This is a genomic window from Arthrobacter sp. NPDC058192 (assembly GCF_042883665.1).
Classification (GTDB): domain Bacteria; phylum Actinomycetota; class Actinomycetes; order Actinomycetales; family Micrococcaceae; genus Arthrobacter.
This window is the reverse complement of record NZ_JBHVVJ010000012.1, coordinates 41790-62913: the sequence shown is the minus strand read 5'-3', so window position 1 is coordinate 62913 and position 21124 is coordinate 41790. Positions and strand designations below refer to the sequence as shown.

18 protein-coding genes and 1 tRNA gene are annotated in these 21124 nt (G+C 66.9%); 3 read left to right on the top strand and 16 right to left on the bottom strand.

What is annotated here, in order from left to right; translation table 11 throughout:
• Nucleotides 1-215 precede the first annotated feature (215 nt).
• Nucleotides 216-2036: an AMP-dependent synthetase/ligase gene (locus tag ACFVVK_RS13200; protein ID WP_390267406.1), complete on the top strand. Its 1821-nt coding sequence runs from the start codon at nucleotides 216-218 to the stop codon at nucleotides 2034-2036.
• Between the two features lie 100 nt (nucleotides 2037-2136).
• Here ACFVVK_RS13200 and ACFVVK_RS13195 read toward each other — a convergent pair whose 3' ends face one another.
• Nucleotides 2137-5535: a pyruvate carboxylase gene (locus ACFVVK_RS13195; RefSeq protein WP_390267403.1), complete on the bottom strand. Its 3399-nt coding sequence runs from the start codon at nucleotides 5533-5535 to the stop codon at nucleotides 2137-2139.
• Nucleotides 5536-5856: 321 nt separating this feature from the next.
• Between ACFVVK_RS13195 and ACFVVK_RS13190 the strand changes: the two genes are divergently transcribed.
• On the top strand, nucleotides 5857-6717 hold the full coding sequence (locus tag ACFVVK_RS13190; RefSeq protein WP_390267400.1) for a ParA family protein: 861 nt from the start codon (nucleotides 5857-5859) through the stop codon (nucleotides 6715-6717).
• Nucleotides 6718-6807: 90 nt separating this feature from the next.
• On the opposite strand, the gene ACFVVK_RS13185 is transcribed toward ACFVVK_RS13190, so the two are convergent.
• From ACFVVK_RS13185 to gcvH, 5 genes are all read right to left on the bottom strand, one after another.
• On the bottom strand, nucleotides 6808-7404 hold the full coding sequence (locus tag ACFVVK_RS13185) for a MerR family transcriptional regulator (protein ID WP_390267397.1): 597 nt from the start codon (nucleotides 7402-7404) through the stop codon (nucleotides 6808-6810).
• Nucleotides 7405-7665: 261 nt separating this feature from the next.
• Nucleotides 7666-8169 (bottom strand): bifunctional nuclease family protein, encoded by a 504-nt coding sequence (locus ACFVVK_RS13180; RefSeq protein WP_390267394.1) that lies wholly within the window; start codon nucleotides 8167-8169, stop codon nucleotides 7666-7668.
• Nucleotides 8169-8891, bottom strand: coding sequence for a MerR family transcriptional regulator (locus ACFVVK_RS13175; protein ID WP_390267391.1), 723 nt, complete (start codon nucleotides 8889-8891; stop codon nucleotides 8169-8171). The genes ACFVVK_RS13180 and ACFVVK_RS13175 overlap by 1 nt, the downstream gene beginning before the upstream one ends.
• A gap of 17 nt (nucleotides 8892-8908) precedes the next feature.
• Nucleotides 8909-9385: an FHA domain-containing protein gene (locus ACFVVK_RS13170; protein ID WP_390267388.1), complete on the bottom strand. Its 477-nt coding sequence runs from the start codon at nucleotides 9383-9385 to the stop codon at nucleotides 8909-8911.
• A 173-nt stretch (nucleotides 9386-9558) separates the two neighbouring features.
• Complete coding sequence (gcvH, locus tag ACFVVK_RS13165) at nucleotides 9559-9945, bottom strand: glycine cleavage system protein GcvH (RefSeq protein ID WP_390267385.1); 387 nt, start codon at nucleotides 9943-9945, stop codon at nucleotides 9559-9561.
• Nucleotides 9946-10180: 235 nt separating this feature from the next.
• On the opposite strand from gcvH, the gene ACFVVK_RS13160 reads away from it, so the two are divergent.
• Nucleotides 10181-11050, top strand: coding sequence for an Fpg/Nei family DNA glycosylase (locus ACFVVK_RS13160; protein WP_390267382.1), 870 nt, complete (start codon nucleotides 10181-10183; stop codon nucleotides 11048-11050).
• Between the two features lie 89 nt (nucleotides 11051-11139).
• Here ACFVVK_RS13160 and ACFVVK_RS13155 read toward each other — a convergent pair.
• The 10 genes from ACFVVK_RS13155 to ACFVVK_RS13110 form a co-directional block, all read right to left on the bottom strand.
• Nucleotides 11140-11216, bottom strand: a tRNA-Pro gene (locus ACFVVK_RS13155).
• Nucleotides 11217-11364: 148 nt separating this feature from the next.
• A complete protein-coding gene (gene der, locus ACFVVK_RS13150; protein WP_390267379.1) occupies nucleotides 11365-12915 on the bottom strand; it encodes a ribosome biogenesis GTPase Der in 1551 nt (516 codons plus the stop codon).
• On the bottom strand, nucleotides 12912-13592 hold the full coding sequence (locus ACFVVK_RS13145; RefSeq protein ID WP_390267376.1) for a lysophospholipid acyltransferase family protein: 681 nt from the start codon (nucleotides 13590-13592) through the stop codon (nucleotides 12912-12914). The genes der and ACFVVK_RS13145 overlap by 4 nt, the downstream gene beginning before the upstream one ends.
• Nucleotides 13593-13665: 73 nt before the next feature.
• The gene (gene cmk, locus ACFVVK_RS13140; RefSeq protein ID WP_390267373.1) at nucleotides 13666-14451 is read right to left on the bottom strand and encodes a (d)CMP kinase; all 786 of its coding nucleotides are present in this window, start codon (nucleotides 14449-14451) and stop codon (nucleotides 13666-13668) included.
• On the bottom strand, nucleotides 14451-15560 hold the full coding sequence (locus ACFVVK_RS13135) for a prephenate dehydrogenase (protein ID WP_390267370.1): 1110 nt from the start codon (nucleotides 15558-15560) through the stop codon (nucleotides 14451-14453). The genes cmk and ACFVVK_RS13135 overlap by 1 nt, the downstream gene beginning before the upstream one ends.
• 2 nt (nucleotides 15561-15562) lie before the next feature.
• Entirely contained in the window at nucleotides 15563-16792 is a 1230-nt protein-coding gene (locus tag ACFVVK_RS13130) for a pseudouridine synthase (RefSeq protein WP_390267367.1), read from the bottom strand.
• Nucleotides 16793-16914: 122 nt separating this feature from the next.
• Nucleotides 16915-17508, bottom strand: coding sequence for an SMC-Scp complex subunit ScpB (locus tag ACFVVK_RS13125; RefSeq protein WP_390267670.1), 594 nt, complete (start codon nucleotides 17506-17508; stop codon nucleotides 16915-16917).
• Between the two features lie 68 nt (nucleotides 17509-17576).
• Nucleotides 17577-18356, bottom strand: coding sequence for a segregation and condensation protein A (locus ACFVVK_RS13120; RefSeq protein ID WP_390267667.1), 780 nt, complete (start codon nucleotides 18354-18356; stop codon nucleotides 17577-17579).
• Nucleotides 18357-18526: 170 nt separating this feature from the next.
• Nucleotides 18527-19426: a ParA family protein gene (locus ACFVVK_RS13115; RefSeq protein ID WP_090956659.1), complete on the bottom strand. Its 900-nt coding sequence runs from the start codon at nucleotides 19424-19426 to the stop codon at nucleotides 18527-18529.
• 322 nt (nucleotides 19427-19748) lie between these two features.
• On the bottom strand, nucleotides 19749-21116 hold the full coding sequence (locus tag ACFVVK_RS13110; RefSeq protein WP_390267363.1) for a cation:dicarboxylate symporter family transporter: 1368 nt from the start codon (nucleotides 21114-21116) through the stop codon (nucleotides 19749-19751).
• Between the last annotated feature and the right edge of the window lie 8 nt (nucleotides 21117-21124).

Genomic DNA, 21124 nt, shown 5'->3' with positions numbered 1-21124 from the left:
ACGCGCCCCTGTCCGCCAGTCCGGACGCGACGCGGGATGACCGCAGCGCCCCACCGGGGCATCCGCGGTGCCGCAGTCTGGTGCAGCGACTGGCGGAACGGCGGGCCCGACCGTAATGTTACTGACCAGTAGGTGTCGCGGGACACACCATAGGGAACGGCAGACTAGGCTTAGCCCTACCCCGTTGAGTGCCTATGGATACCAAAGGAGCTATCGTGCGAGAAATCATTGTCCCGCCCCTGGTGAAGGTTGATCCGGACACCAACGTCACCGACTTCGTGGTGCGCCAGGCGGCAAGGCCCGCCAACCCTGCCCTGTTCTCCCGGCTTGACGCCGCAGGCCAGTGGCAGGATGTCCGGGCCAAGGATTTCCTGGCGGACGTCCACGCCCTCGCCAAGGGCCTCATGGCCAACGGCGTAGCCGCCGGCGACCGCGTGGGCATCATGTCCCGCACCCGTTACGAATGGGCCCTGATCGACTTCGCCATCTGGTTTGCCGGCGCCGTGTCCGTTCCGATCTACGAGACCTCCTCGCCGTCGCAGGTGGCCTGGAACCTCGGAGACTCCGGCGCCGTGGCCGCGTTCGGCGAATCCGCCCATCACGAAGACGTGATCCGGCAGGCGGCCACCTCCGAAGGTCTCACGGCCTTGCGGAACGTGTGGCAACTCGAGGGCACGGGCCTGGACGAGGTCCGTGCGGCGGGAACCGGCATCAGCGACGCCGAACTCGAGGCACGGCGCAGCCACGCCTCCCTGGGCGACATCGCCACGATCATCTACACCTCGGGCACCACGGGCCGGCCCAAGGGCTGCGAACTGACCCACGGGAACTTCGTGGAATTGTCCGAGAACGCCCTGGCCACCTCGCTGGGCAGGGTGGTCCACGACCAGGCCAAAACCATCATGTTCCTGCCCCTGGCTCACGTCTTTGCCCGATTTATCTCCGTGTTGGCGGTCGCCGCGGGCGTCACCGTCGCGCACACCCCGGACGTCAAGAATCTGCTGCCGGATCTGCAGAGTTACCGGCCGACCTTCATCCTCGCCGTCCCGCGGGTCTTCGAGAAGGTCTACAACTCCGCCTTGACCAAGGCCGAGGACGGCGGCAAGGGCGCCATCTTCCACCGCGCCGCGGACACCGCGATCGAATACTCCCGGGCGCGGCAGTCCGGCAAGGTGGGGCTGGTCCTGAAGCTCAAGCACTCCGTGTTCGACAAGCTTGTGTACAGCAAGCTCCGGAACGCGATGGGCGGGAACGTCTCGCATGCAGTGTCCGGCGGCGGCCCGCTCGGTGAGCGGCTGGGGCACTTCTTCCAGGGCATCGGGCTGCAAATCCTGGAAGGCTATGGGCTGACCGAGACCACGGCACCGGTTTCCGTCAACACCCCGGACCTGATCAGGATCGGCACCGTGGGCGCCCCGATTCCCGGCAACGCCGTTCGGATCGCCGACGACGGCGAAATCCTCACCAAGGGCGTCTGCGTGATGCGGGGCTACTTCAGACGCGACGACCTCTCCGCCGAGGCCTTCGACGACGGCTGGTTCCGGACCGGCGACATTGGCCAGCTGGATGAGCAGGGGTTCCTGACCATCACCGGGCGCAAGAAGGAAATTATCGTCACGGCCGGCGGCAAGAACGTGGTGCCGGCCCTTTTGGAGGACCAGATCCGGGCCGATGCGCTGGTCTCGCAGGTCCTGGTGGTGGGAGACAACCGCGCGTTCATCGGCGCCCTGGTGACACTCGACGAAGAAGCCCTCCCCGGCTGGCTGGGGCGCCACGGGCTCCCGGCGTCGATGTCGCTCACCGACGCCGCCACGAACCCCGCTGTCAAGGCCGCGGTCCAGGAGATCATCAACCGCGCCAACCAGTCCGTCTCCCAGGCCGAGGCGATCAAGTCCTTCCGGATCGTGCCGGCCGACTTTACCGAGGCCTCCGGCCATCTGACCCCCTCCATGAAGGTGAAGCGGGCCCAGGTGCTCAAGGACTTCGACGCCGTGATCGAGGAGATGTACAGCGCCAAGCGCCCCACTCACGCCTAACGCACCCCGCCTGAACCAACGAAGGGCTCCTCCGGCCGCAGCCGGAGGAGCCCTTCGTGGTTTGGGAGGTGTCTACTGCCCTGTGTCTACTCGACTGTGTCTACTGGTCCACCACGAGCAGCAGGTCCCCGCCCTGGACCTGTTCCACCGCGCCGACGGCGAGGCGGCCCACGGTGCCGGCCACCGGCGTCGTGATGGACGCTTCCATCTTCATGGCCTCGATGGTGGCAACGGTGTCGCCGGCCTTGACGGTGTCCCCGACCTTGACGGTCAGCGTGACGGCACCGGCGAACGGCGCGGCCACCTGGCCCGGCTGGGAGGCATCGGCGCGTTCGGCGGCCTTGACGTTGCTCACCACGGAACGGTCGCGGACCACCACCGGCCGGGACTGGCCGTTGAGCGTGCACATGACGGTGCGCATGCCCTTCTCGTCCGGTTCGGACACCGCCTCGAGCGAGGCGATCAGCCGCACGCCCTTCTCGAGCTCGATCTCGTGCTCCGCCCCGCGCTGCAACCCGAAGAGGTAGTCGCGGGTGTCGAGCACCGAAAGGTTGCCGTAGGACTCGACGCTCTTCTGGTAGTCCTTGGTGGGGCCGGCGAACAGCAGCCGGTTGAGCGTGCGCTGGCGGGTCTTGGAGTCCCCCTGCAGCGCGGCGCTGTCCTCGGCGCTGAGCTCCGCGTCGCGGAACTTCACGGTGCGGCCCTGCAGGGCTTTGGTGCGGAAGGGCTCGGGCCAGCCGCCGGGCGGGTCGCCGAGTTCGCCGGAAAGGAAGCCGATCACGGAGTCCGGAACGTCGTATTTCTGCGGGTTCTCGTTGAAGTCCGCGGGATCGGCGTTCAGACCCACCAGGTGCAGGGCCAGGTCGCCCACCACCTTGGACGACGGCGTCACCTTGACCAGGCGGCCGAGGATGCGGTCCGCCGCGGTGTACATGTCCTCGATCGCCTCGAAACGCTCGCCCAGGCCCAGCGCCATGGCCTGCTGGCGCAGGTTGGACAGCTGCCCGCCGGGGATCTCATGCTGGTAGACACGGCCGGTGGGGCCCGGCAGGCCGGACTCGAAGGGGGCGTAGACCCGGCGGACGGCTTCCCAGTACGGCTCGAGGGAACACACGCTGGCCAGGTTGAGCCCGGTGTCGCGCGGCGTGTGGGCGAGCGCGGCGACGAGGGCGGAGGCCGAGACCTGGCTGGTGGTGCCGGCCAGGGAAGCCGAGGCCACGTCCACCGCGTCGACGCCGGCATCGACGGCCGCCAGGAGCGTGGCCAGCTGGCCGCCCGCAGTGTCGTGGGTGTGCAGGTGGACGGGCAGGTCGAACCGCTCCCGCAGGGCGGTCACGAGCCGTGCGGCGGCAGCAGGGCGCAGGAGCCCGGCCATGTCCTTGATCGCCAGGATGTGGGCGCCGGCGTCGACGATCTTCTGCGCCAGCTCCAGGTAGTACTCCAGGGTGTAGAGGGTTTCCTCAGGATCCAGCATGTCCGCGGTGTAGCAGAGGGCGACCTCGGCGACGGCGCTGCCGGTCTCGCGGACGGCGCGGATGGCCGGGGCCATCTGGTTGACGTCGTTGAGTGCGTCAAAGATGCGGAAGATGTCGATGCCCGTGGCCGCGGCCTCGTTGACGAACGCCACCGTGACCTCTTCAGGGTACGGCGTGTAGCCCACGGTGTTGCGGCCGCGGAGCAGCATCTGCAGGCACAGGTTCGGCATGGCCTTGCGCAGGGCCGCGAGCCGGTCCCACGGGTCTTCGCCGAGGAAGCGCAGGGCGACGTCGTAGGTCGCTCCGCCCCAGGCCTCGACCGACAGCAGCTCCGGGAGCAGCTTGGACACAGCCGGTCCGGCCGCGACCAGGTCGCGGGTGCGGACACGGGTGGCAAGCAGGGACTGGTGCGCGTCGCGGAAGGTGGTGTCCGTGACGGCCACGGCGTCCTGGGCCCGCAGCGCCTGGGCGAAGCCCTCCGGACCCAGTTCCAGGAGCCGCTGGCGGGACCCCGGCCGCGCCGCGGCGTCAGGGAGAGCCGGCAGCTTGTCCGCCGGGTCCGTGTGGACCGTCAGTTCGCCGTTGGGCTTGTTCACCGTGACGTCGGCGAGCCAGGTCAGCAGCTTGGTGCCGCGGTCCGCGGAGACCCGTGCCTTCAGCAGCTGGGGCCGTTCGTCGATGAACGAGGTGGCCACATCCCCCGCGACGAAGTCCGGATCGTCCAGGACGGCCTGCAGGAAGGAGATGTTGGTGGACACGCCGCGGATACGGAATTCGGCGAGCGAACGGCGGGCACGGGCCACCGCGGTCGGATAGTCGCGGCCGCGGCAGGTCAGCTTGACCAGCATGGAGTCGAAGTGCGGGCTGATCTCCGCGCCCGAGTAGACGGTGCCGCCGTCGAGCCGGACACCGGCACCGCCGGCAGAGCGGTAGCCGGTGATCTTGCCGACGTCGGGCCGGAAGCCGTTGGCCGGGTCTTCCGTGGTGATGCGGCACTGCAGGGCAGCGCCCTTGAGCTGGACGCTCTCCTGCGAGAGGCCCAGGTCAGCGAGGGTCTCGCCGGAGGCGATGCGCAGTTGCGCCTGGACGAGGTCGACGTCGGTAACTTCCTCCGTGACCGTGTGCTCGACCTGGATGCGCGGGTTCATCTCGATGAACACGTGCTGCCCGGCGCGCTCCCCTACCGTGTCGACCAGGAATTCGACCGTTCCTGCGTTGACATAGTTCAGTGCCCGCGCGAATTTCACGGCGTCACGGTAGAGGGCCTGGCGGATGCTGTCGTCCAGGTTCGGGGCCGGCGCGATCTCAACCACCTTTTGGTGCCGGCGCTGGATGGAGCAGTCGCGCTCGAAGAGGTGCATGATGTTGCCCTCGGCGTCGGCCAGGATCTGGACCTCGATGTGCCGGGGGCGCAGGACCGCCTGCTCAAGGAACATGGTGGGATCGCCGAATGCGGCGTCCGCTTCGCGCATGGCGGACTGCAACGCTTCCGGAAGCGCCTCGCGGGTGTCCACGCGGCGCATGCCACGCCCGCCGCCGCCGGCGACGGCCTTGGCGAAGATCGGGAAGCCGATCTCATCCGCGGCGGCGATCAGTTCGTCCAGGTCTTTCGAGGGCGCGCTGGACTTGAGCACCGGCACTCCGGCGTTGCGGGCGGCCTCGAGGGCTGCGACTTTATTGCCGGCCAGTTCCAGGACCTCCGCCGGCGGGCCGACGAACGTGATGCCGGCCTCCTTAGCGGCCCGCGCGAGGCGCGGGTTCTCGGAGAGGAAGCCGTACCCGGGGTAAATGGCGTCCGCTCCGGCTTCCTTGGCCACGCGCACCACCTCGTCGACGTCGAGGTAGGCCCGGACCGGGTGTCCCTCTTCGCCGATCAGATACGCCTCATCGGCCTTCTGGCGGTGAATCGAGTTGCGATCCTCGTGCGGAAACACGGCGACGGTCTTGGCACCCAGCTCGTAGCCGGCACGGAATGCGCGAATCGCGATCTCGCCGCGGTTGGCCACCAGAATCTTAGAAAACATACTTCTCCTGCATCATCGCGGGCGTATCGGTAAGTGCTCACAGTGTCCAAGACGTGTGTGGGCAAACACAAATCATTGTGGCGACTGTCACAGCATTATGCGTCACGGACGGCGCAATGGGCAGGGCCTGGTTCTTCGGCGATCGCCCCTGCAGCGCCCCGTCCGCCAGGTTCTGCCGCCCCGGGGCCGGATGAAACGGGATTCGCCGGAGCATCAACATATGATGAGTGGGTGCGTGGCGCATGCACGCCCCGGCTCTGGAGAACGCAGGAGCCGGCACGACCCAGTCTCGGCAACCGGCGTTAGGTATTGGTTTTTCAAGTGCAAGTAGTGAGCATCAGCAGCCTCAAAGGCGGTGTCGGCAAGACATCCGTGACTTCCGGACTGGCGTCGGCGGCACTGGCCGCAGGCATCCCCACGCTCGTCGTCGACCTTGACCCGCATGCAGATGCCAGCACCGCCCTGGGCGTCAGCCCGGACGACCAGCTCGACATCGGTAGGATGCTCCGGTCGCCCCGACGTGCGCACCTCGCGGACAATGTAGTGGCCAGCGGCTGGGTGGACAATGCCCGGTCCAACGGCAAGGCCAACGGCAAGGCGAATGGTCCGGCGCCGCACGTCCTTGATGTGGCCGTGGGCTCGGCCTACACCGGCATCTACGATCGGCCCGACCTTGGCCGCCGCGACCTCCGCCGGCTCTCAACCGTCCTGGCCGGCGCCGCGGACTACAAGCTGGTCCTGATCGACTGCCCCCCATCACTGAACGGCCTCACCAGGATGGCCTGGTCCGCCAGCGACAAGGTGGCCCTGGTCGCCGAACCGGGCCTCTTCTCGGTAGCCGGCACGGAGCGCACCATGCGTGCCATCCAGCTGTTTCGGCAGGAATTCGCGCCCCGGCTGTCCCCCGCCGGCATCGTGGCCAACCGGGTGCGCAGCGGCTCGGCCGAGCACGCGTTCCGGCTCGCGGAGATGGAGTCCATGTTCGGTGAGCTGCTGCTGGCCCCGCACATCCCGGAGCAGGCCAACTGGCAGCAGATCCAGGGCGCGGCCCACTCCATCCACCATTGGCCGGGCGACTCCGCCAAGAACGCGGCAGGCCTCTTCGATGCCCTGCTGCAGAACCTGATCCACCCCCGCGGACTCGCCGCCGCCGGCGCCATCCGCGACCGCAGCCAACGCTAAGCAACTACCCCCCGCGGCACCGTGTGTACATATAACTGAGGCCGCCTTCCGGATGGGAAGGCGGCCTCAGTGATATGTACACGCGGTGGGCTAGCCGATCTTGCGGGCTGCGCGGCGCTTGCTCAGTTCGTCGTCGGGAAAGGACTGGTCCGCGGCGTGTTCGCTGGGCAGGGCGGCGAGGCTACCTTCAACCTCACGCCAAACACGGCCGACGGCGATGCCGAACACCCCCTGGCCGCCCTGGACGAGGTCGATCACTTCGTCGGCCGAGGTGCACTCGTAGACGCTGGCGCCGTCGCTCATGAGCGTGATCTGGGCGAGGTCTTCGACGCCGCGCTCCCGCAGGTGCTCGACGGCGGTGCGGATCTGCTGCAGGGAAACCCCGGTGTCCAGGAGGCGCTTGACCACCTTGAGGACCAGGATGTCGCGGAAGCCGTAGAGCCGCTGCGAGCCGGAACCGGCCGCGCCGCGGACGGCGGGCTCAACAAGTCCGGTGCGGGCCCAGTAGTCGAGCTGGCGATAGGTGATGCCGGCCGCCTTGCAGGCGGTGGGGCCGCGGTAGCCCGCGTCTTCGTCCAAAACCGGAAGATCCTCGGTGAACAGCAGGCCTTGGGCACCGCTGGCGGGCAGAGCAACACCGGCCGTTGCGGCCTGCTTGAGCTCGCCTGCTTCGCCTTTCGGACTCACGTGGACCCTCCTTGTTGTGAGTTCCCCCTGAGTAAATCGCATCGGCAGCCATGTGTGTGAACAGCTGCAGAACACAGAATGAAGAATCCATCCGTGTAATTCAGCCGGGCTGCACTTTCCAGTGTGACTTGCGCGGCTACCGTATGCAATGGGAACTTGTACCTCCGACGTTAGGCCTGCCAGAGCCCAAGGTCAAAGACGTTGGGCCTATTCGGCGGGCGTGTCGAAAGTTTCATTCTTGGGTTTAACGTTCGACGGCCCTCAGCCAGCGAAATCTTCAGGTTCGACGTCGTCGAGGAACTCGCGGAAGCGGCGCATCTCACCTTCCTCGTCGACAGCGGGGCCGGGGTGCGTGTCCTCGCCCTCGTCGTGTTCGGTAATCCGGACGCCGGCCTCGTCCATGACGGCGTCGGCGCACCAGATCCGGCACTTGGCGCGCAAGGCAAGCGCCAGGGCATCCGAGGCCCGTGAACTCACGGTGGTGCCGTTCTCGAACTGCAGCTGTGCGTAGAAGATGTTGTCTTCCACCGCCACGATGTTGACGCTGACGATGGTGTGGCCCAGGGCCTCGACAACGTCGACCAGGAGGTCATGGGTCATCGGTCGCGGCGGGACGACCCCCTGCTGGGCCAGCGCGATTGCACTGGCCTCCGGGGTCCCGATCCAGATCGGCACGTGGCGCTCACCATGGATTTCCTTGAGAAGGACAAGCGGCTGGTTGGATGGCAACTCGATCCGCACGCCCACAATCTCCACCTCAATCATCAGATGTCCATTCTTGAGATGCGGTCGTGGACCAGTGCCTGGTGCAGTGACAGGCAGAGGTCGCTGATTTCCCGTGCGGCCTCGGCGGCCCGGGCATGGGAGGCTGCGTCCTTGCGGGAGGTCAGGGTGGCCACAGCGCGTTCCACGAGCCCGAATTCGCGGTCGGCGGCCGCCTGGAAGGGCCGCAGGTGACGCGGCTCCAGGCCGTGGCTCTCCAGCTGGACGCAGGCCCGGGCTACCTGCAGGGCGTGTTCGTCGAACTTGCCGTTGACGTGGCCGATCAGGCCATAGCTGAGGAGTGACTCCAGCAGCGAAACGCTCGCCCCGGATTCCGTCCTCAGCTGCTCTTCGCTGAGCCGTCGGGCCCTGCCCTGGAGCTCTGTGGCGAGTTCCTCCGAAACGATCCTCGGGGAAACCGTGACGCCTGCCGGCAAATTCTCGGGCCGTTCGCCGCGGTCAATCGCATCCAGGTAATCCTTGATGACCTTCAGCGGCAGGTACTGGTCCCTCTGGAGGGCCAGGACGAAACGCAACCGTTCGACGTCGTTCTCGGAATACTGCCGGTAGCCGGCGGGCGTCCGCTGCGGATTAATCAGGCCCTTTTCCTCAAGGAACCGGATTTTGGACGCCGTCATGCTCGGGAAGTCGTCACTCAGCTGGGCGAGGACCTCACCGATGTTCAGAACCTGGGGTCCGCGCCGATCCGCTTGTGCCGTGGCCACAGGCAGCTACCCCGCAATCAGACGTTGCCTGCTGCGCGGGCAGGGCTCATGTAGAAGGTGAGACGGAACTTGCCGATCTGGACTTCGTTGCCGGACTTCAATTCCACGGCGTCGACGCGGTCGTGGTTGACGTAGGTGCCGTTCAAGCTTCCGGTGTCCACGACCTCGAAGCTGCGGGCGGTGCGGCGGAACTCGACGTGCCTGCGGGAGACGGTGACGTCGTCAAGGAAGATGTCCGCGTCCGGGTGCCGGCCCGCCGATGTGACGTCCGAGTCCAGCAGGAAGCGTGCGCCTGCGTTGGGGCCGCTGTGCGCCACGAGCAGTGCCGATCCGAAGGGAAGGGCCTCCACGGATGTCCATTCCTCGGCGGTGAGCTTCGGGGTAAAGTGCGGTTCGTCGCGCACAGGGGTGAGGTTGATCGACGTGGTCTCCGAAGCCTTCACTCCACCTGTGCCCTTACCGCGACCGGTGGGGTTCCGTTCGTGCCCAAACATTGAGTCCTCCTCATTCGTTGCAGGTGTCCCCCCTGCAAACAACGCATGCCGTCCGGGAAAGCCTCGCAGTCCCGGTTTTGAGGCTTTCGGCGGGGCGTGGCGGTGTCTTGTTCTCCAACAGCTCGCTGTCCAACAACACTCCCCCACCGTCCCTGTCCGAACGTCCTCTGTCTTTAGCCTACCTGTTGTTCATACTCGGATGCACTGAGTAGCGACTCCACTGCGTCCGCTTCGGCGAGCCTGATTTCGATGAGCCACCCCTCACCGTACGGATCCGAATTAATCAGGGCCGAATCGGTGTCCAGGGCCTCGTTGCGGGCCACGACCTCGCCCGCCACCGGGGCGTAGATGTCGCTGACACTCTTCGTGGATTCAACCTCTCCGACGACGTCGTTGGCCTTGATGCTTGTCCCGACTTCGGGCATCTGGGCGTAGACGACATCCCCGAGGGCGTCCTGGGCAAAATCGGTGATGCCGACCCGCACCACGCCGTCGGCATCGGGAGCCGAAACCCATTCGTGTTCTGCGGTGTAGGACAGTTCTTCGGGAATGATGCTCATGACGGGCCTTTCATCGGGAATCACCTATGTCAGCGGCGGCCAAACGAACTGTCCGCCGCTGAAAAGTATAGGCATATCCGGCAGGCCCCCGGGAGGACTCTGGCATCATGATGCGATGACGGAAAACGCACGCGCCAGGGTCCGGAAGGGCGCCACCCGGGGTCCCGCCGGCATCGCCGAAAACGGCGCCGGCATGGTAGAAATTCCACGCGCCGCAGCAGAAAGGGGCTAGGCCATGCCAGAACTCCCGGAGGTGGCGGCCCTGACGGATTTCCTGGGCCAGCAGCTGATCGGCACCGTTTTCACGAAGGTTCAGATCGTCTCGTTCGCGGTGCTCAAAACAGCGGATCCGCCCTTTTCCGGGCTGGAGGGGCGGGCAGTCACCGGGGTGCGCCGCTTCGGCAAGTTCGTCTGCGTGGACGCCGACGGGGTGTCGTTCGTGTTCCACCTGGCACGGGCCGGTTGGGTCCGCTTCACCGACGCGCCCAACGACATCCGGCTGAAAATGGGCCAAGGCCACATTGCGGCCCGGCTGTCCTTCTCCGGCGGATCCGGCCCGCGCGGCCTGGACCTGACGGAGGCGGGCACGAAAAAGGGCATGGCGATCTATGTGGTGCGGGACCCGTACGACGTGCCCGGGATTGCGGCGCTCGGACCGGACCCGTTCAGTGCGGGGTTCGACGTCGATATCCTGGCGGAGATTCTGGGGTCCAGTTCCCAGCAGGTCAAGGGCCTCCTGCGAAGCCAAAGCGTCATTGCCGGCATCGGAAACGCCTACAGTGACGAGATTCTGCATGCGGCCAGGATTTCACCGTTCGCCATCGCCAAGTCCTTGGACCGGGAGGCGGTCGAGCTACTTTATGACTCCATCCACGGCATTCTCGGGACGGCCCTGAAGGAAGCCAGCGGTAAAGCGCCGAATGAGCTCAAGGACACCAAGCGGAGCCACATGCGGGTCCACGGCCGGAGCGGCGAAGCCTGCCCGGTGTGCGGTGACACTGTTCGCGAGGTTTCCTTTGCGGACACTGCCCTGCAGTACTGCCCGACCTGCCAGACCAAGGGAAAGATTCTGGCCGACCGCCGGACGTCCCGCTTCCTGAAATGAGCGCTTCCGCATCATGCGGCGCTGGCCGGCGCAGGAGGAAACAGAAAACCCCGCCATTCCCTTGTCAGGAATGGCGGGGTACTTTCTGTTGGTCGGGCTGACAGGATTTGAACCTGCGACCCCTTGACCCCCAGTCAAGTGCGCTACCAAGCTGCGCTACAGCCCGCTAGTCCTGCCGTTCTCCGCTCGGAATTCGCTCCGGTATCTCTCCGGGTTTCCTTCCAAGCAGTCCGGCCGAACCACCTCCAAAAGCTTACACGATTCCGGAGGGTGCCTGTGACAATTTCATGCTGTCACGGCGGGGTGTGTCGGAATTAACGCTTCTTCCCCCGCTTTTCGCGCACACGCATGTTGACTTCGATCGGCGTGCCTTCGAAACCGAAGGTCTCGCGGAGGCGTCGGGTGATGAAGCGGCGGTATCCCGGATCCAGGAATCCGGTGGTGAAGAGCACGAACTTCGGGGGCCGGCTCGAAGCCTGGGTGCCAAACAGGATACGGGGCTGCTTGCCGCCGCGGACCGGGTGTGGGTGGGCTGCCACCAGTTCGCCCAGGAACGCGTTGAGGCGTCCGGTGGGGATGCGCCTGTCCCAGCTTTCCAGCGCGGTATCGAGAGCCGGGACCAGCCGGTCCTTGTGCCAGCCGGTCTTGGCCGAGATGTTGACGCGCGGGGCCCAGGCTACGTGCGCGAGATCCTGTTCGATTTCGCGTTCCAGGTAGCGGCGGCGCTCGTCGTCAAGGAGGTCCCATTTGTTGAAGGCCAGCACCAGGGCGCGGCCCGATTCAATGGCCAGTTGCAGGATGCGGACATCCTGCTCGCTGAGCACCTCATCTACCGCGAGGAGCACGACAGCGACCTCGGCCTTTTCGAGCGCGCTCTGCGTCCGCAGGGAGGCGTAGAAGTCCGCGCCCTGGGCCATGTGCTGGCGGCGGCGGATGCCGGCGGTGTCGACGAAGCGCCAGGTGCGGCCGCCGAGTTCGATGAATTCGTCGACGGGGTCCCGGGTGGTGCCGGCGGTGTTGTCCACCACCACGCGCTCGGACCCGGCCAGCTTATTCAGCAGCGAAGACTTCCCGACGTTCGGCCGGCCGATCAGCGCGACGCGGCGGGGCCCGCCGGAGCGCTCGAGGCCCTCGATCGTGGAAAACTCGGGGAGCGTGTCCATGACGTGGTCCAGAAGGTCGGCCACGCCGCGGCCGTGGAGGGCCGAGACCGGGTACGGTTCGCCGAAGCCGAGCCCCCAGAGAACGGCGGAGTCGGCTTCCTGGGCGAAGTCATCGACCTTGTTGGCCACCATGATGACCGGCTTCTTGGACTTGCGCAGCATCTTCATGACGCCTTCGTCGGTGGCGGTTGCCCCCACGGCGGAGTCGACGACGAACAGGACCGCGTCCGCGAGTTCCACGGCCATCTCGGCCTGCTCGGCGACCCGGGCGTGGATACCGCGCGCGTCGTGCTCCCAGCCGCCGGTGTCCACCACCGTGAAGTTCCGGCCGTTCCAGTGCGCCGAATACATGACGCGGTCGCGGGTGACCCCGGGCGTGTCCTCGACGACTGCCTCGCGGCGGCCCAGGATCCTGTTGACCAAGGTGGACTTGCCGACGTTGGGCCGGCCGATGATGGCCAGGACCGGATCCAGCTTGACCGGACCGTCAAAGTCCTCGTCGTCGTAGTGGCCGCTCAGCAGGGCGGCGTCGTCCTCGTCGAGCTCGTAGTCGTCCAGGCCCGCGCGGAGGGAGGCGGCGCGGAGCTCGGCCTCCTCGTCGTCCAGTGCGGCGAGGTGTTCAGCCACCTGGTCGGTGCCGGTGGGCGTGTATTCGTCTTCGCCGGCGCCGAAATTGCCGGAGGTTTGAGTCGTATCGCTCATTGCACTTTCCTTAGGTGGTGATCTGCCGGCGTCCCGGCTACTGCTTCGTGAAGTTCATGCGGGGATTCCGCGTGGGGCAGGGGCTGCCCGGTTCTTTCGACCGCGTCCTGGACGTGACGGGCCAGGGCGGCCCGGATTTCTGTTCCCGCCCTGTCCATTGAAACACGGCCGGTCTCACCGGGCCTGCGGCTGACGTTGATGGCTCCGCCGAAGCTGACGTGCAGACGCCGCCGGGGCGCGGGAACACTGTCCAGGTGTTCGCCGCCGACCCTGGTCCCCAGAATGGCCACGGGAACCACCGTGGCGCCGGAGTTGAGCGCCAGCCAGGCAACGCCATTGCTGATTGCGTCAGCGGCGCCGCTCCCCCGGGTGCCTTCGGGCAGGATCCCGACGCACCGTCCGGAGCCGAGGAGGCGCCGCGCCACGGTCAGCGCCGCACGGCCGCCGCGGCGGTCCACCGGCAGCTGGCCCGAGGCGGTGAGTACCCGGCCGAGGAACCCCGTGAACATCTCCTGTTTGACGAGGATGTGCATGGGCCGGGGCGAGGCGCCGAACATGACGGGGCCGTCGAGGAGACTGATGTGGTTGCCGGCGAAGATCACAGGGCCGGCCGCCGGGACGTTTGACCGTCCGGTCACCGAGGTGCGGTAGACGACGTGGTCCAGGAGCCACCCCACAGGCCGGCTCCACGCTGTGCTTCGGTGGCCGGGCAGCGAGGACAGGTCTGCCGCAGTCGTGCCGGCGCTCCCGTCAGTCACCGTGGGCGGTCCGGAGCGGGGCGGTGTTGTGCTGGACGCTGCTGTGCTGGACGCCTGGCTTGACAGCGGGGTGGTTGATCACCGTGTCCACGATGTCGAGGGCGGCCTGGACCGTCCCGTCGAAGTCGAGGTCAGAGGAGTCCAGGGTCACCACGCCGTCGGCCGCCGTGGTGAAGTTCACCACGGTGGAGTCTTTGGCGTCGCGGTGGGTGACCTGGGCCGCCAGCTGCTCGGCGTTCTGGCTCCCGCCCAGCTGGATGCCGCGGCGGCGCAGCCGGGCTTCTTCGCTGGCGGTGAGCAGCATCCGGACTTCCGCCGCGGGTGCGACGACGGTGGTGATGTCCCGGCCCTCGACCACCATGCGGCGGTGGTGCTTCTCAATCAGTTCGCGCTGCCGGCGGATGAGTTCCGTGCGCGCGCCCAGGGTGGTGGCGACGGCGCTGACAGCGGCGGAGATCGAGGGCTCGCGGATGGCGAGCGTGACGTCCGTGCCGCCGACGCGGACGTACTCTTCCTCCGGGCTCGTGCTGATCTCCAGCGGAAGGGTCTCGGCAGCGGTTTCGACTGCGGCGCCGTCGTCCAGGTCCGTGCCGTTCTGCACGCAGAACCACGTCAGTGCGCGGTACATCGCACCGGTGTCGAGGTAGGCCAGCTTGAGCCGGCGTGCCACCTCTTTGCTGACGCTGGACTTGCCGGAGCCGGAGGGACCGTCGATGGCAACCACAAGGCTTTTTCCGGGGCGGAGCACGTTCACTGTCTCGATAAGTTCCTGGGTCATTACTGCAGTACCTGCCATCCGCGGTCGTTAAGGGCTTCTATCAGGAGGTCGTGCTTGTTGGGCAGGACGGAAATCTCCACCATGCCCACGTTTTGTCCCGAGGAGTGGTCCAGGCGGAGGTCCTCGAGGTTGACGCCGATCTCACCGATCTCGGTCAGGAGCTTCGCGATCTGTCCGGGGGTGTCATCCACCAGTACGGTCAGCCACGAGTACGCCTGCGGGGGGCCGCCGTGCTTGCCCGGAATCCGGGACTGGCCGGCGTTGCCTTCGCTGATCAGCTGCGCCAGGTCCAGCCGCGCGCCGGGAGCGGTCGGGGCTTCCAGGGTTCCGATTAGCCGGTTGAGGTCCTCCCGGACGCCGTGCAGGATCCCGACTACCTTGTCGGCGTTCGCGCCCAGGATCTGGACCCAGAGGGTGGGATCGCTCGCGGCGATGCGGGTGACATCCCGCAGCCCGTTGCCGGCAAGGGACAGCGCATGCAGCGGTGTGCCCTGCAGCCGGCTGGCGACGAGCGAGGACATCACCTGCGGCAGGTGGGACACCAGCGCCACGGCTTCGTCGTGTTCGTCGGCGGCGAATTCGGACACGGTGGCGCCGAGATCGCCGGCCAGCGCACGCGCCACCCGCAGGGACTCCGGCAGAGTCTCTTCCGCGGGACATACCACCCACGGCATGGAGGTGAACAGCTCGCCGCGGGCGGCGACGGGGCCCGATTTCTCACGCCCCGCCATCGGGTGGGTCCCCACGTAGCGGCCAAGGTCAGCGCCGCGGCCGCGGAGGTCGGCGAGAATGCTTGCCTTCACGCTCGCGATATCCACCACGACGGCGTCCGGGTAGTCCTGCAGCGCCTTGGCCACGACGTCGGCCGTGACGTCCGGCGGCGCGGCCACCACGACGAGCTCCGGCTGTTCCGCCCCGAGGCGGGCCAACGGCAGGCCGGCGCCGATGTCGACGGCGACGGCCTGGTTGGTAGGCGAGGGGTCCGAGAGGAACACGGCGACTCCGCGGCCCCGCAGCCCCAGCCCGATGCTGGTGCCCAGGAGCCCGGTGCCCACAACGACCACGGGGCCGTTCAGGTGGCCGCGGCCGTGCGTGCGAAAGGCGGACATTCCTACAGCCCCACGGATGCCAGCAGGTGGCCGACTTCCTGCTTGCCGAGGTTGCGAATGCTGCCCTGGCGCTGGTCGCCCAGACCGATGGGGCCCACCTTGACGCGGACCAGGCGCAGGACGGGGAAGCCGACGGCGTCGAACAGGCGCCGGACGATCCGGTTCTTGCCCGAGTGCAGCACAACCTCGATCAGCACATGTCCCGGAGTTGAGTCCACGAGCCTGAAGGAGTCCACGGAGGCGATTCCGTCCTCGAGCTCGACGCCGGCTTTGAGTTCGGCGCCGACGCCCTGCGGGAACGGACCGCGGACCTGCACGAGGTAGGTCTTGGGCACTTCGTACGAAGGGTGCGTCAGGCGGTTGGCGAGCTCGCCGTCGTTCGTCAGGAGCAGCAGCCCTTCCGTGGCGACGTCGAGCCGGCCCACGTGGAAGAGCCGCTCGCCGTTGTACTTGCGCACGAAGTCGCTGATGCACGGGCGGCCATCCGGGTCCTCCATGGTGGAGACAACGCCCTTGGGCTTGTTGAAGACCATGTAGACCATGTTCTCGTCGAGCTGGATGCGCAGGCCGTCGACGTGGATCACGGCGGTCTTCGGGTCGACGCGCATGCCGAGCTCGGTGACGACGTGGCCGTCGACCTCGACGCGGCCCTCGGCGATCATTTCCTCGCAGACGCGGCGCGAGGCCACACCGGCGGAGGCCATGACTTTCTGCAGGCGGATGCCGTCGGCGTCGTGGAACTCGGACTGCGGGACCTCGCGGCGCGGACCGCGGTTGCGGGCGGGCCTGCGCACTGGCCCGAGGTTCTGACCGAAGCGTTCGCTGCCGAAGGCGCGGGGCCCGGCCGCTTTCGCGGCGCCGGTCCGCGGTTTGGGCTTGAGCGCGCCGGGCGTGCCGGGTTCTTTGCCAAAGCCTGGCTTCCGGGCGCCGGGCTTGCGGGCCGCGCCCTTGGCGGCCGGGCTGTTCGGCTTCCGGCCCCCGGCCGCGGGCCGGGAAGCGGGGGCGCCGGCTTGCAGGTCCGGATCGATGAAGGCCTCTTCGCGAGGCTTGGGGTGCTTGAAGGGGCGGTCTCCGCCGCCCTTCGAGAAGTCACGACCAGGGAAGTCACGGCCTCCCTTGCCGCCCGCTGCCCGTCCGGCATTGCCTCCGGCGCTGTTGCGTCCGGCATTGCGTCCGGCGCTGTTTCCTCCGGCACTGTTACGTGGTGAACCCTGGCGTCCCGCCTGTGTCATGACCCGTCCTAACGTTCGTGGCCCGCGGCCGCTGTCTCCCGACAACACCCGCAGGCCGGGCAAAATGTTCTGCCCGGTGGATACTTGTGTGCAGACAGTGTTCCTGTCTGCGTTCTTCCTGCCTACATTCTTCCTGGCTCGTAAAACTCCTCGATGCCTTCCAGGCCTGGAAGGTGGGGGGAAAGCTGAGGCAATTCAGCAACGGAGCCGATCCCCATCCGCTCGAGGAAATACGATGTCGTACGGTACAGGATTGCCCCGGATTCGGGATCGGTTCCCACATCCTCAATCAGCCCCCGCTGCATCAGCGTCCGCACGACAGAGTCAACATTGACTCCTCGAATTGCAGACACCCGCGCCCTCGATACGGGCTGGCGGTAAGCGATGACGGCGAGCGTCTCAAGCGCCGCCTGCGTCAGCCTGGCTGTTTGCCCTTCCAGCACGAACCCGCCAACGACCTCAGCGAACTCCGCGCGGGAATAGATGCGCCAGCCTCCGGCGATATTCCGCAATTCAAAACCCCGGGGGGCGGCATTGTTGCCGTCATTATTGCTGCTGGTGTTGCTGCTATGGCTGGCGACGTCCGCATCCGGGGCACTAACAGTATACCCGTTATACTCACGCTGCAGTTCAGCCAGAAGCGAGTCGACGACGTCGACCGTCAGGTTCAGCCCCGCCGCGAGGGCCGCGGCTGTAGCCGGTTCGTCGATTACCATCAGGACGGCCTCAAGGGCGGCGCGGGCGCCGCCGGGCAGGCTTGCAACGTCGACGGGTTCTGTGTCGTTCACGGCTGGTCCTCATATTCTTCACTCAGGCTTTCGCTGCTCCACCCTGTGGCGTCGGCCGTCCAGTGAACGGTCAGGTCCCCCAGCGGCAGCAGCTGGTCAAAGCCCACCGCGCGGTCGCGGAACAGCTCCAGCAGCGCCAGGAAACGCGCCACCACCACCAGGGTGGATTCGGCATCGGCGATCAGCGCCCGGAACGTCAGCGGGGTGCCCTGTCGGAGCCGGTGTCCCAGCAGTTCGGCCTGTTCCTTGACGCTGACCGGGGTGCCGTGCAGATGCGCCAGGCCCACCTCCGTGGGCGCGGCTTCCTTGGGCTTGAGGGCTGCTTCGGCCAGGCCGGCGAACTGCTCCGGGGTGTGCCGCCAGAGAAGTTCCGGAAGAAGCGCCGCCAAGTGTCCCTCCAGTGCCACCTGCCGGGGGTATCTGCGGGCTTCCAGTTCGAGCGTCGAACCGATCATGCCGGCCACCTGTTTGAAGGCTTTGTACTGCAGCAGCCGGGCGAACAGGAGGTCGCGGGCTTCCAGCAGGGCGATGTCCTCGTCGTCCTCCACCTCGCCGGCGGGCAGCAACCGGGCGGCCTTGAGGTCCAGGAGGGTGGCGGCGATGACCAGGAATTCGCTGGCCTCATCCAGGGCCCATTCCTCCCCCAGCTGCTGCAGTCCCCTGATGTACTTGATGAATTCGTCGGTGACCGTGGATAGCGCCACCTCGGTGATGTCCAGCTCGTGCTTGGAGATCAGGCCCAGCAGGAGGTCGAAGGGGCCGGTGAAGTTGGCCAGCCGGACTTCGAATCCGGCCTTCTTCGCGGACTGCCCCTGTTTGCCCTCAGGGCCATCCGGTGCTGCAGAACCACCCCGGGTTGCAGGGCCCTGCGGTGCTGCCTGGCCCGCGGGGTCCGCGGGCAGGTCGAGCTCCGCCGTCGAGAGGAAAGTGCCTGCCACGTGCCTGGCTAAGGCGCGCCGCCGCGCGAAATCAGCTCTTTGGCCAGGCGGCGGTAGGCGTCGGCACCGACGTGGTTTCCCGCGTAAGTGGTGATGGGCTCCGCCGCTACGGTGGCGTCGGCAAACTTGATGGAGCGCTTGATGACGGTTTCAAAGACCTTGTCGCCGAAGGCCTCCACGAGGCGGGCGATCACTTCGCGGCCGTGCAGGGTCCGGGCGTCGTACATCGTGGCGAGGACGCCGTCGACCTGAAGGCGCGGGTTGAGCCGGTCCTGGACCTTATCAATGGTTTCGACCAGGAGCGCCACGGCGCGGAGGGCGAAAAATTCGCAGATCAGCGGGATGATGACGCCGTGGGCGGCGGTCAGCGCGTTGACGGTGAGGAGGCCCAGGGAGGGCTGGCAGTCGATGAGGACGACGTCGTAGTCATCCTCAACCTTCTTCAGGGCCCGATCCAGGACCTGCTCGCGGGCCACTTCGTTGACCAGCTGCACCTCGGCGGCGGAGAGGTCGATGTTGGCCGGCAGCAGATCGACGTTCTCGACGCCGGTCTGCTGGATGGCGTCGCGGATGTCCACCTTGCGGTCCATCAGCACGTTGTACACGGTCAGGTCGAGCTCGTGCGGGTTGGTGCCCAGGCCTGCGGACAGGGCGCCTTGCGGATCGAAGTCCACCAGGAGCACGCGGCGGCCATATTCGGCCAAGGCGGCGGCGAGGTTGATGGTGGACGTGGTTTTGCCCACGCCGCCCTTCTGGTTCACCATGGCGATCACCCGCGCAGGACCATGGGAGGACAGCGGCGCGGGCTCCGGAAAGTCGCGTTGGGGCCGCCCGGTGGGGCCCATGACGGCGTCGTCCAGATCGAGTTCGATGCCTTCCAGAGTTGCTGAACCCTGTTCGCTGCTCACGTATCTATCCACACTTTCGATGACGGTGATGGTCGTGCATGGTGTTGCTGGGTGTTGCTGGCGCCGGCTCACGGAGCCGAGCGTGTTTCCTCCCAAGGTTACAGCGCCCGACACGGTATTCGGCGGACCTTGACAAGCGCCGTTCCGTGAGCCTTGACCTTCCGGTTGAAGTCGAAGGTTGGAGCAGGAGGGAGAATCCGGGGACGAACTGGCAGCCGCCGCGGCGGCCGCCGGAGAGGATGACAGGGACCGGACAAAGAACTGCCCGGACGCTGGGCGTCCGGGCAGTTCTCGGTGCTGATTGGCTCAGGCCTTTCCGCGCCTAGACGGTGGCGGGGGCTGCCGGGGTCGGTGTGGAACCGGTTTCCTGCGCCGGGCCGTGGCCGTGGCCTGCGAGCATGGTGACTTCGTCGAACGGCTCGGCGCCGGCGAGGACACGGTCCACGCGTTCGCCGTCAATCTCCTTAACCCACGTGCCGATCAGCACGGTGGCGACGGCGTTGCCCGTGAAGTTGGTCAGCGCCCGGGCCTCGGACATGAAGCGGTCGATGCCGACGATCATGCCGACGCCGCCCAGCAGCTGCGGCGCGTGTGCCTGGAGTCCGGCGGCCAGTGTGGCCAGGCCGGCACCGGTGACGCCGGCGGCGCCCTTCGAGGCGATGATCATGAAGACCAGCAGGGAAACCTGTTCACCAAGGTCCAAGGGCGTGCCCATGGCGTTGGCGACGAAGAGAGCGGCCATGGTCAGGTAGATGGCCGTGCCGTCCAGGTTGAAGGAGTAACCGGTGGGGACCGTCACGCCCACGACGGGCTTGGACACGCCGAGGTGTTCCATCTTCGCGATCAGGCGGGGCAGCGCGGCTTCGGAGGAGGACGTGGAGAAGATCAGCAGGTATTCGCGGGCCAGGTACTTCATCAGCTTGAAGATGTTGACACCGGTGACCACCTTGAGCAGACCGCCGAGGATCACGACGATGAACAGTGCGCAGGTGATGTAGAAGGCTGCCATCAGCGTGAACATGCTGAAGATGGCCTGCACGCCGGTGGCACCGACGACGGCGGCGATCGCGCCGAAGGCGCCGAGGGGGGCGAGCCACATGATCATGATGAGGATGCGGAACACCAGGGCCTGCGCGTAGCCAACGGTTTTGAGGATGGGGGCTCCCTGCGGGCCCATCTTCTGTACGGCGAAGCCGACCAGGATCGCGGCGAAGAGGGTCGGCAGGACGGGAATGTCGCCGGGGATGATGCTCATGAGGAAGTCGACCGTGCTGTCGGCCGCCGCCTTCTTGTTCGGATCGTAGGGCGCGAGGTTGAGGCCCTCGCCCGGGTGGATCAGGTTGCCCACCACGAGGCCGATCGCCAGGGCGAAGGTGGACATGACCATGAAGTAGATGAGCGCCAGGCCGCCGACCTTGCCCACCGTGGCGGCCTTGGCGATGGAGCCGATGCCCAGCACGATGGTGCAGAAGATCACGGGGCCAATCATCATCTTGATGAGTTTGACGAAGCCGTCGCCCACCGGTTTCAGGGATTTGGCGAACTCGGGGAACAGCAGCCCCACGACGGCGCCCGCAATCACTGCGACAATGACGGCCATGTAGAGGTAGTGGGACTTGTCGAGCCCTTTGCGGCGGGGCTTGGTCAGCGTGTCGTCCTGCGCCGCTGACTCTCCTCTTTGAGATGCCATGGGTGTCT

Bases quoted from the DNA above. Each gene is read 5' to 3' on its own strand.
- ACFVVK_RS13195 (WP_390267403.1), bottom strand. From the start codon at position 5,535: ATGTTTTCTAAGATTCTGGTGGCCAACCGCGGCGAGATCGCGATTCGC.
- ACFVVK_RS13180 (WP_390267394.1), bottom strand. From the start codon at position 8,169: ATGATTGAGGTGGAGATTGTGGGCGTGCGGATCGAGTTGCCATCCAAC.
- ACFVVK_RS13170 (WP_390267388.1), bottom strand. From the start codon at position 9,385: ATGTTTGGGCACGAACGGAACCCCACCGGTCGCGGTAAGGGCACAGGT.
- gcvH (WP_390267385.1), bottom strand. From the start codon at position 9,945: ATGAGCATCATTCCCGAAGAACTGTCCTACACCGCAGAACACGAATGG.
- ACFVVK_RS13160 (WP_390267382.1), top strand. From the start codon at position 10,181: ATGCCAGAACTCCCGGAGGTGGCGGCCCTGACGGATTTCCTGGGCCAG.
- der (WP_390267379.1), bottom strand. From the start codon at position 12,915: ATGAGCGATACGACTCAAACCTCCGGCAATTTCGGCGCCGGCGAAGAC.
- cmk (WP_390267373.1), bottom strand. From the start codon at position 14,451: ATGACCCAGGAACTTATCGAGACAGTGAACGTGCTCCGCCCCGGAAAA.
- ACFVVK_RS13135 (WP_390267370.1), bottom strand. From the start codon at position 15,560: ATGTCCGCCTTTCGCACGCACGGCCGCGGCCACCTGAACGGCCCCGTG.
- ACFVVK_RS13130 (WP_390267367.1), bottom strand. From the start codon at position 16,792: ATGACACAGGCGGGACGCCAGGGTTCACCACGTAACAGTGCCGGAGGA.
- ACFVVK_RS13125 (WP_390267670.1), bottom strand. From the start codon at position 17,508: ATGGTAATCGACGAACCGGCTACAGCCGCGGCCCTCGCGGCGGGGCTG.
- ACFVVK_RS13110 (WP_390267363.1), bottom strand. From the start codon at position 21,116: ATGGCATCTCAAAGAGGAGAGTCAGCGGCGCAGGACGACACGCTGACC.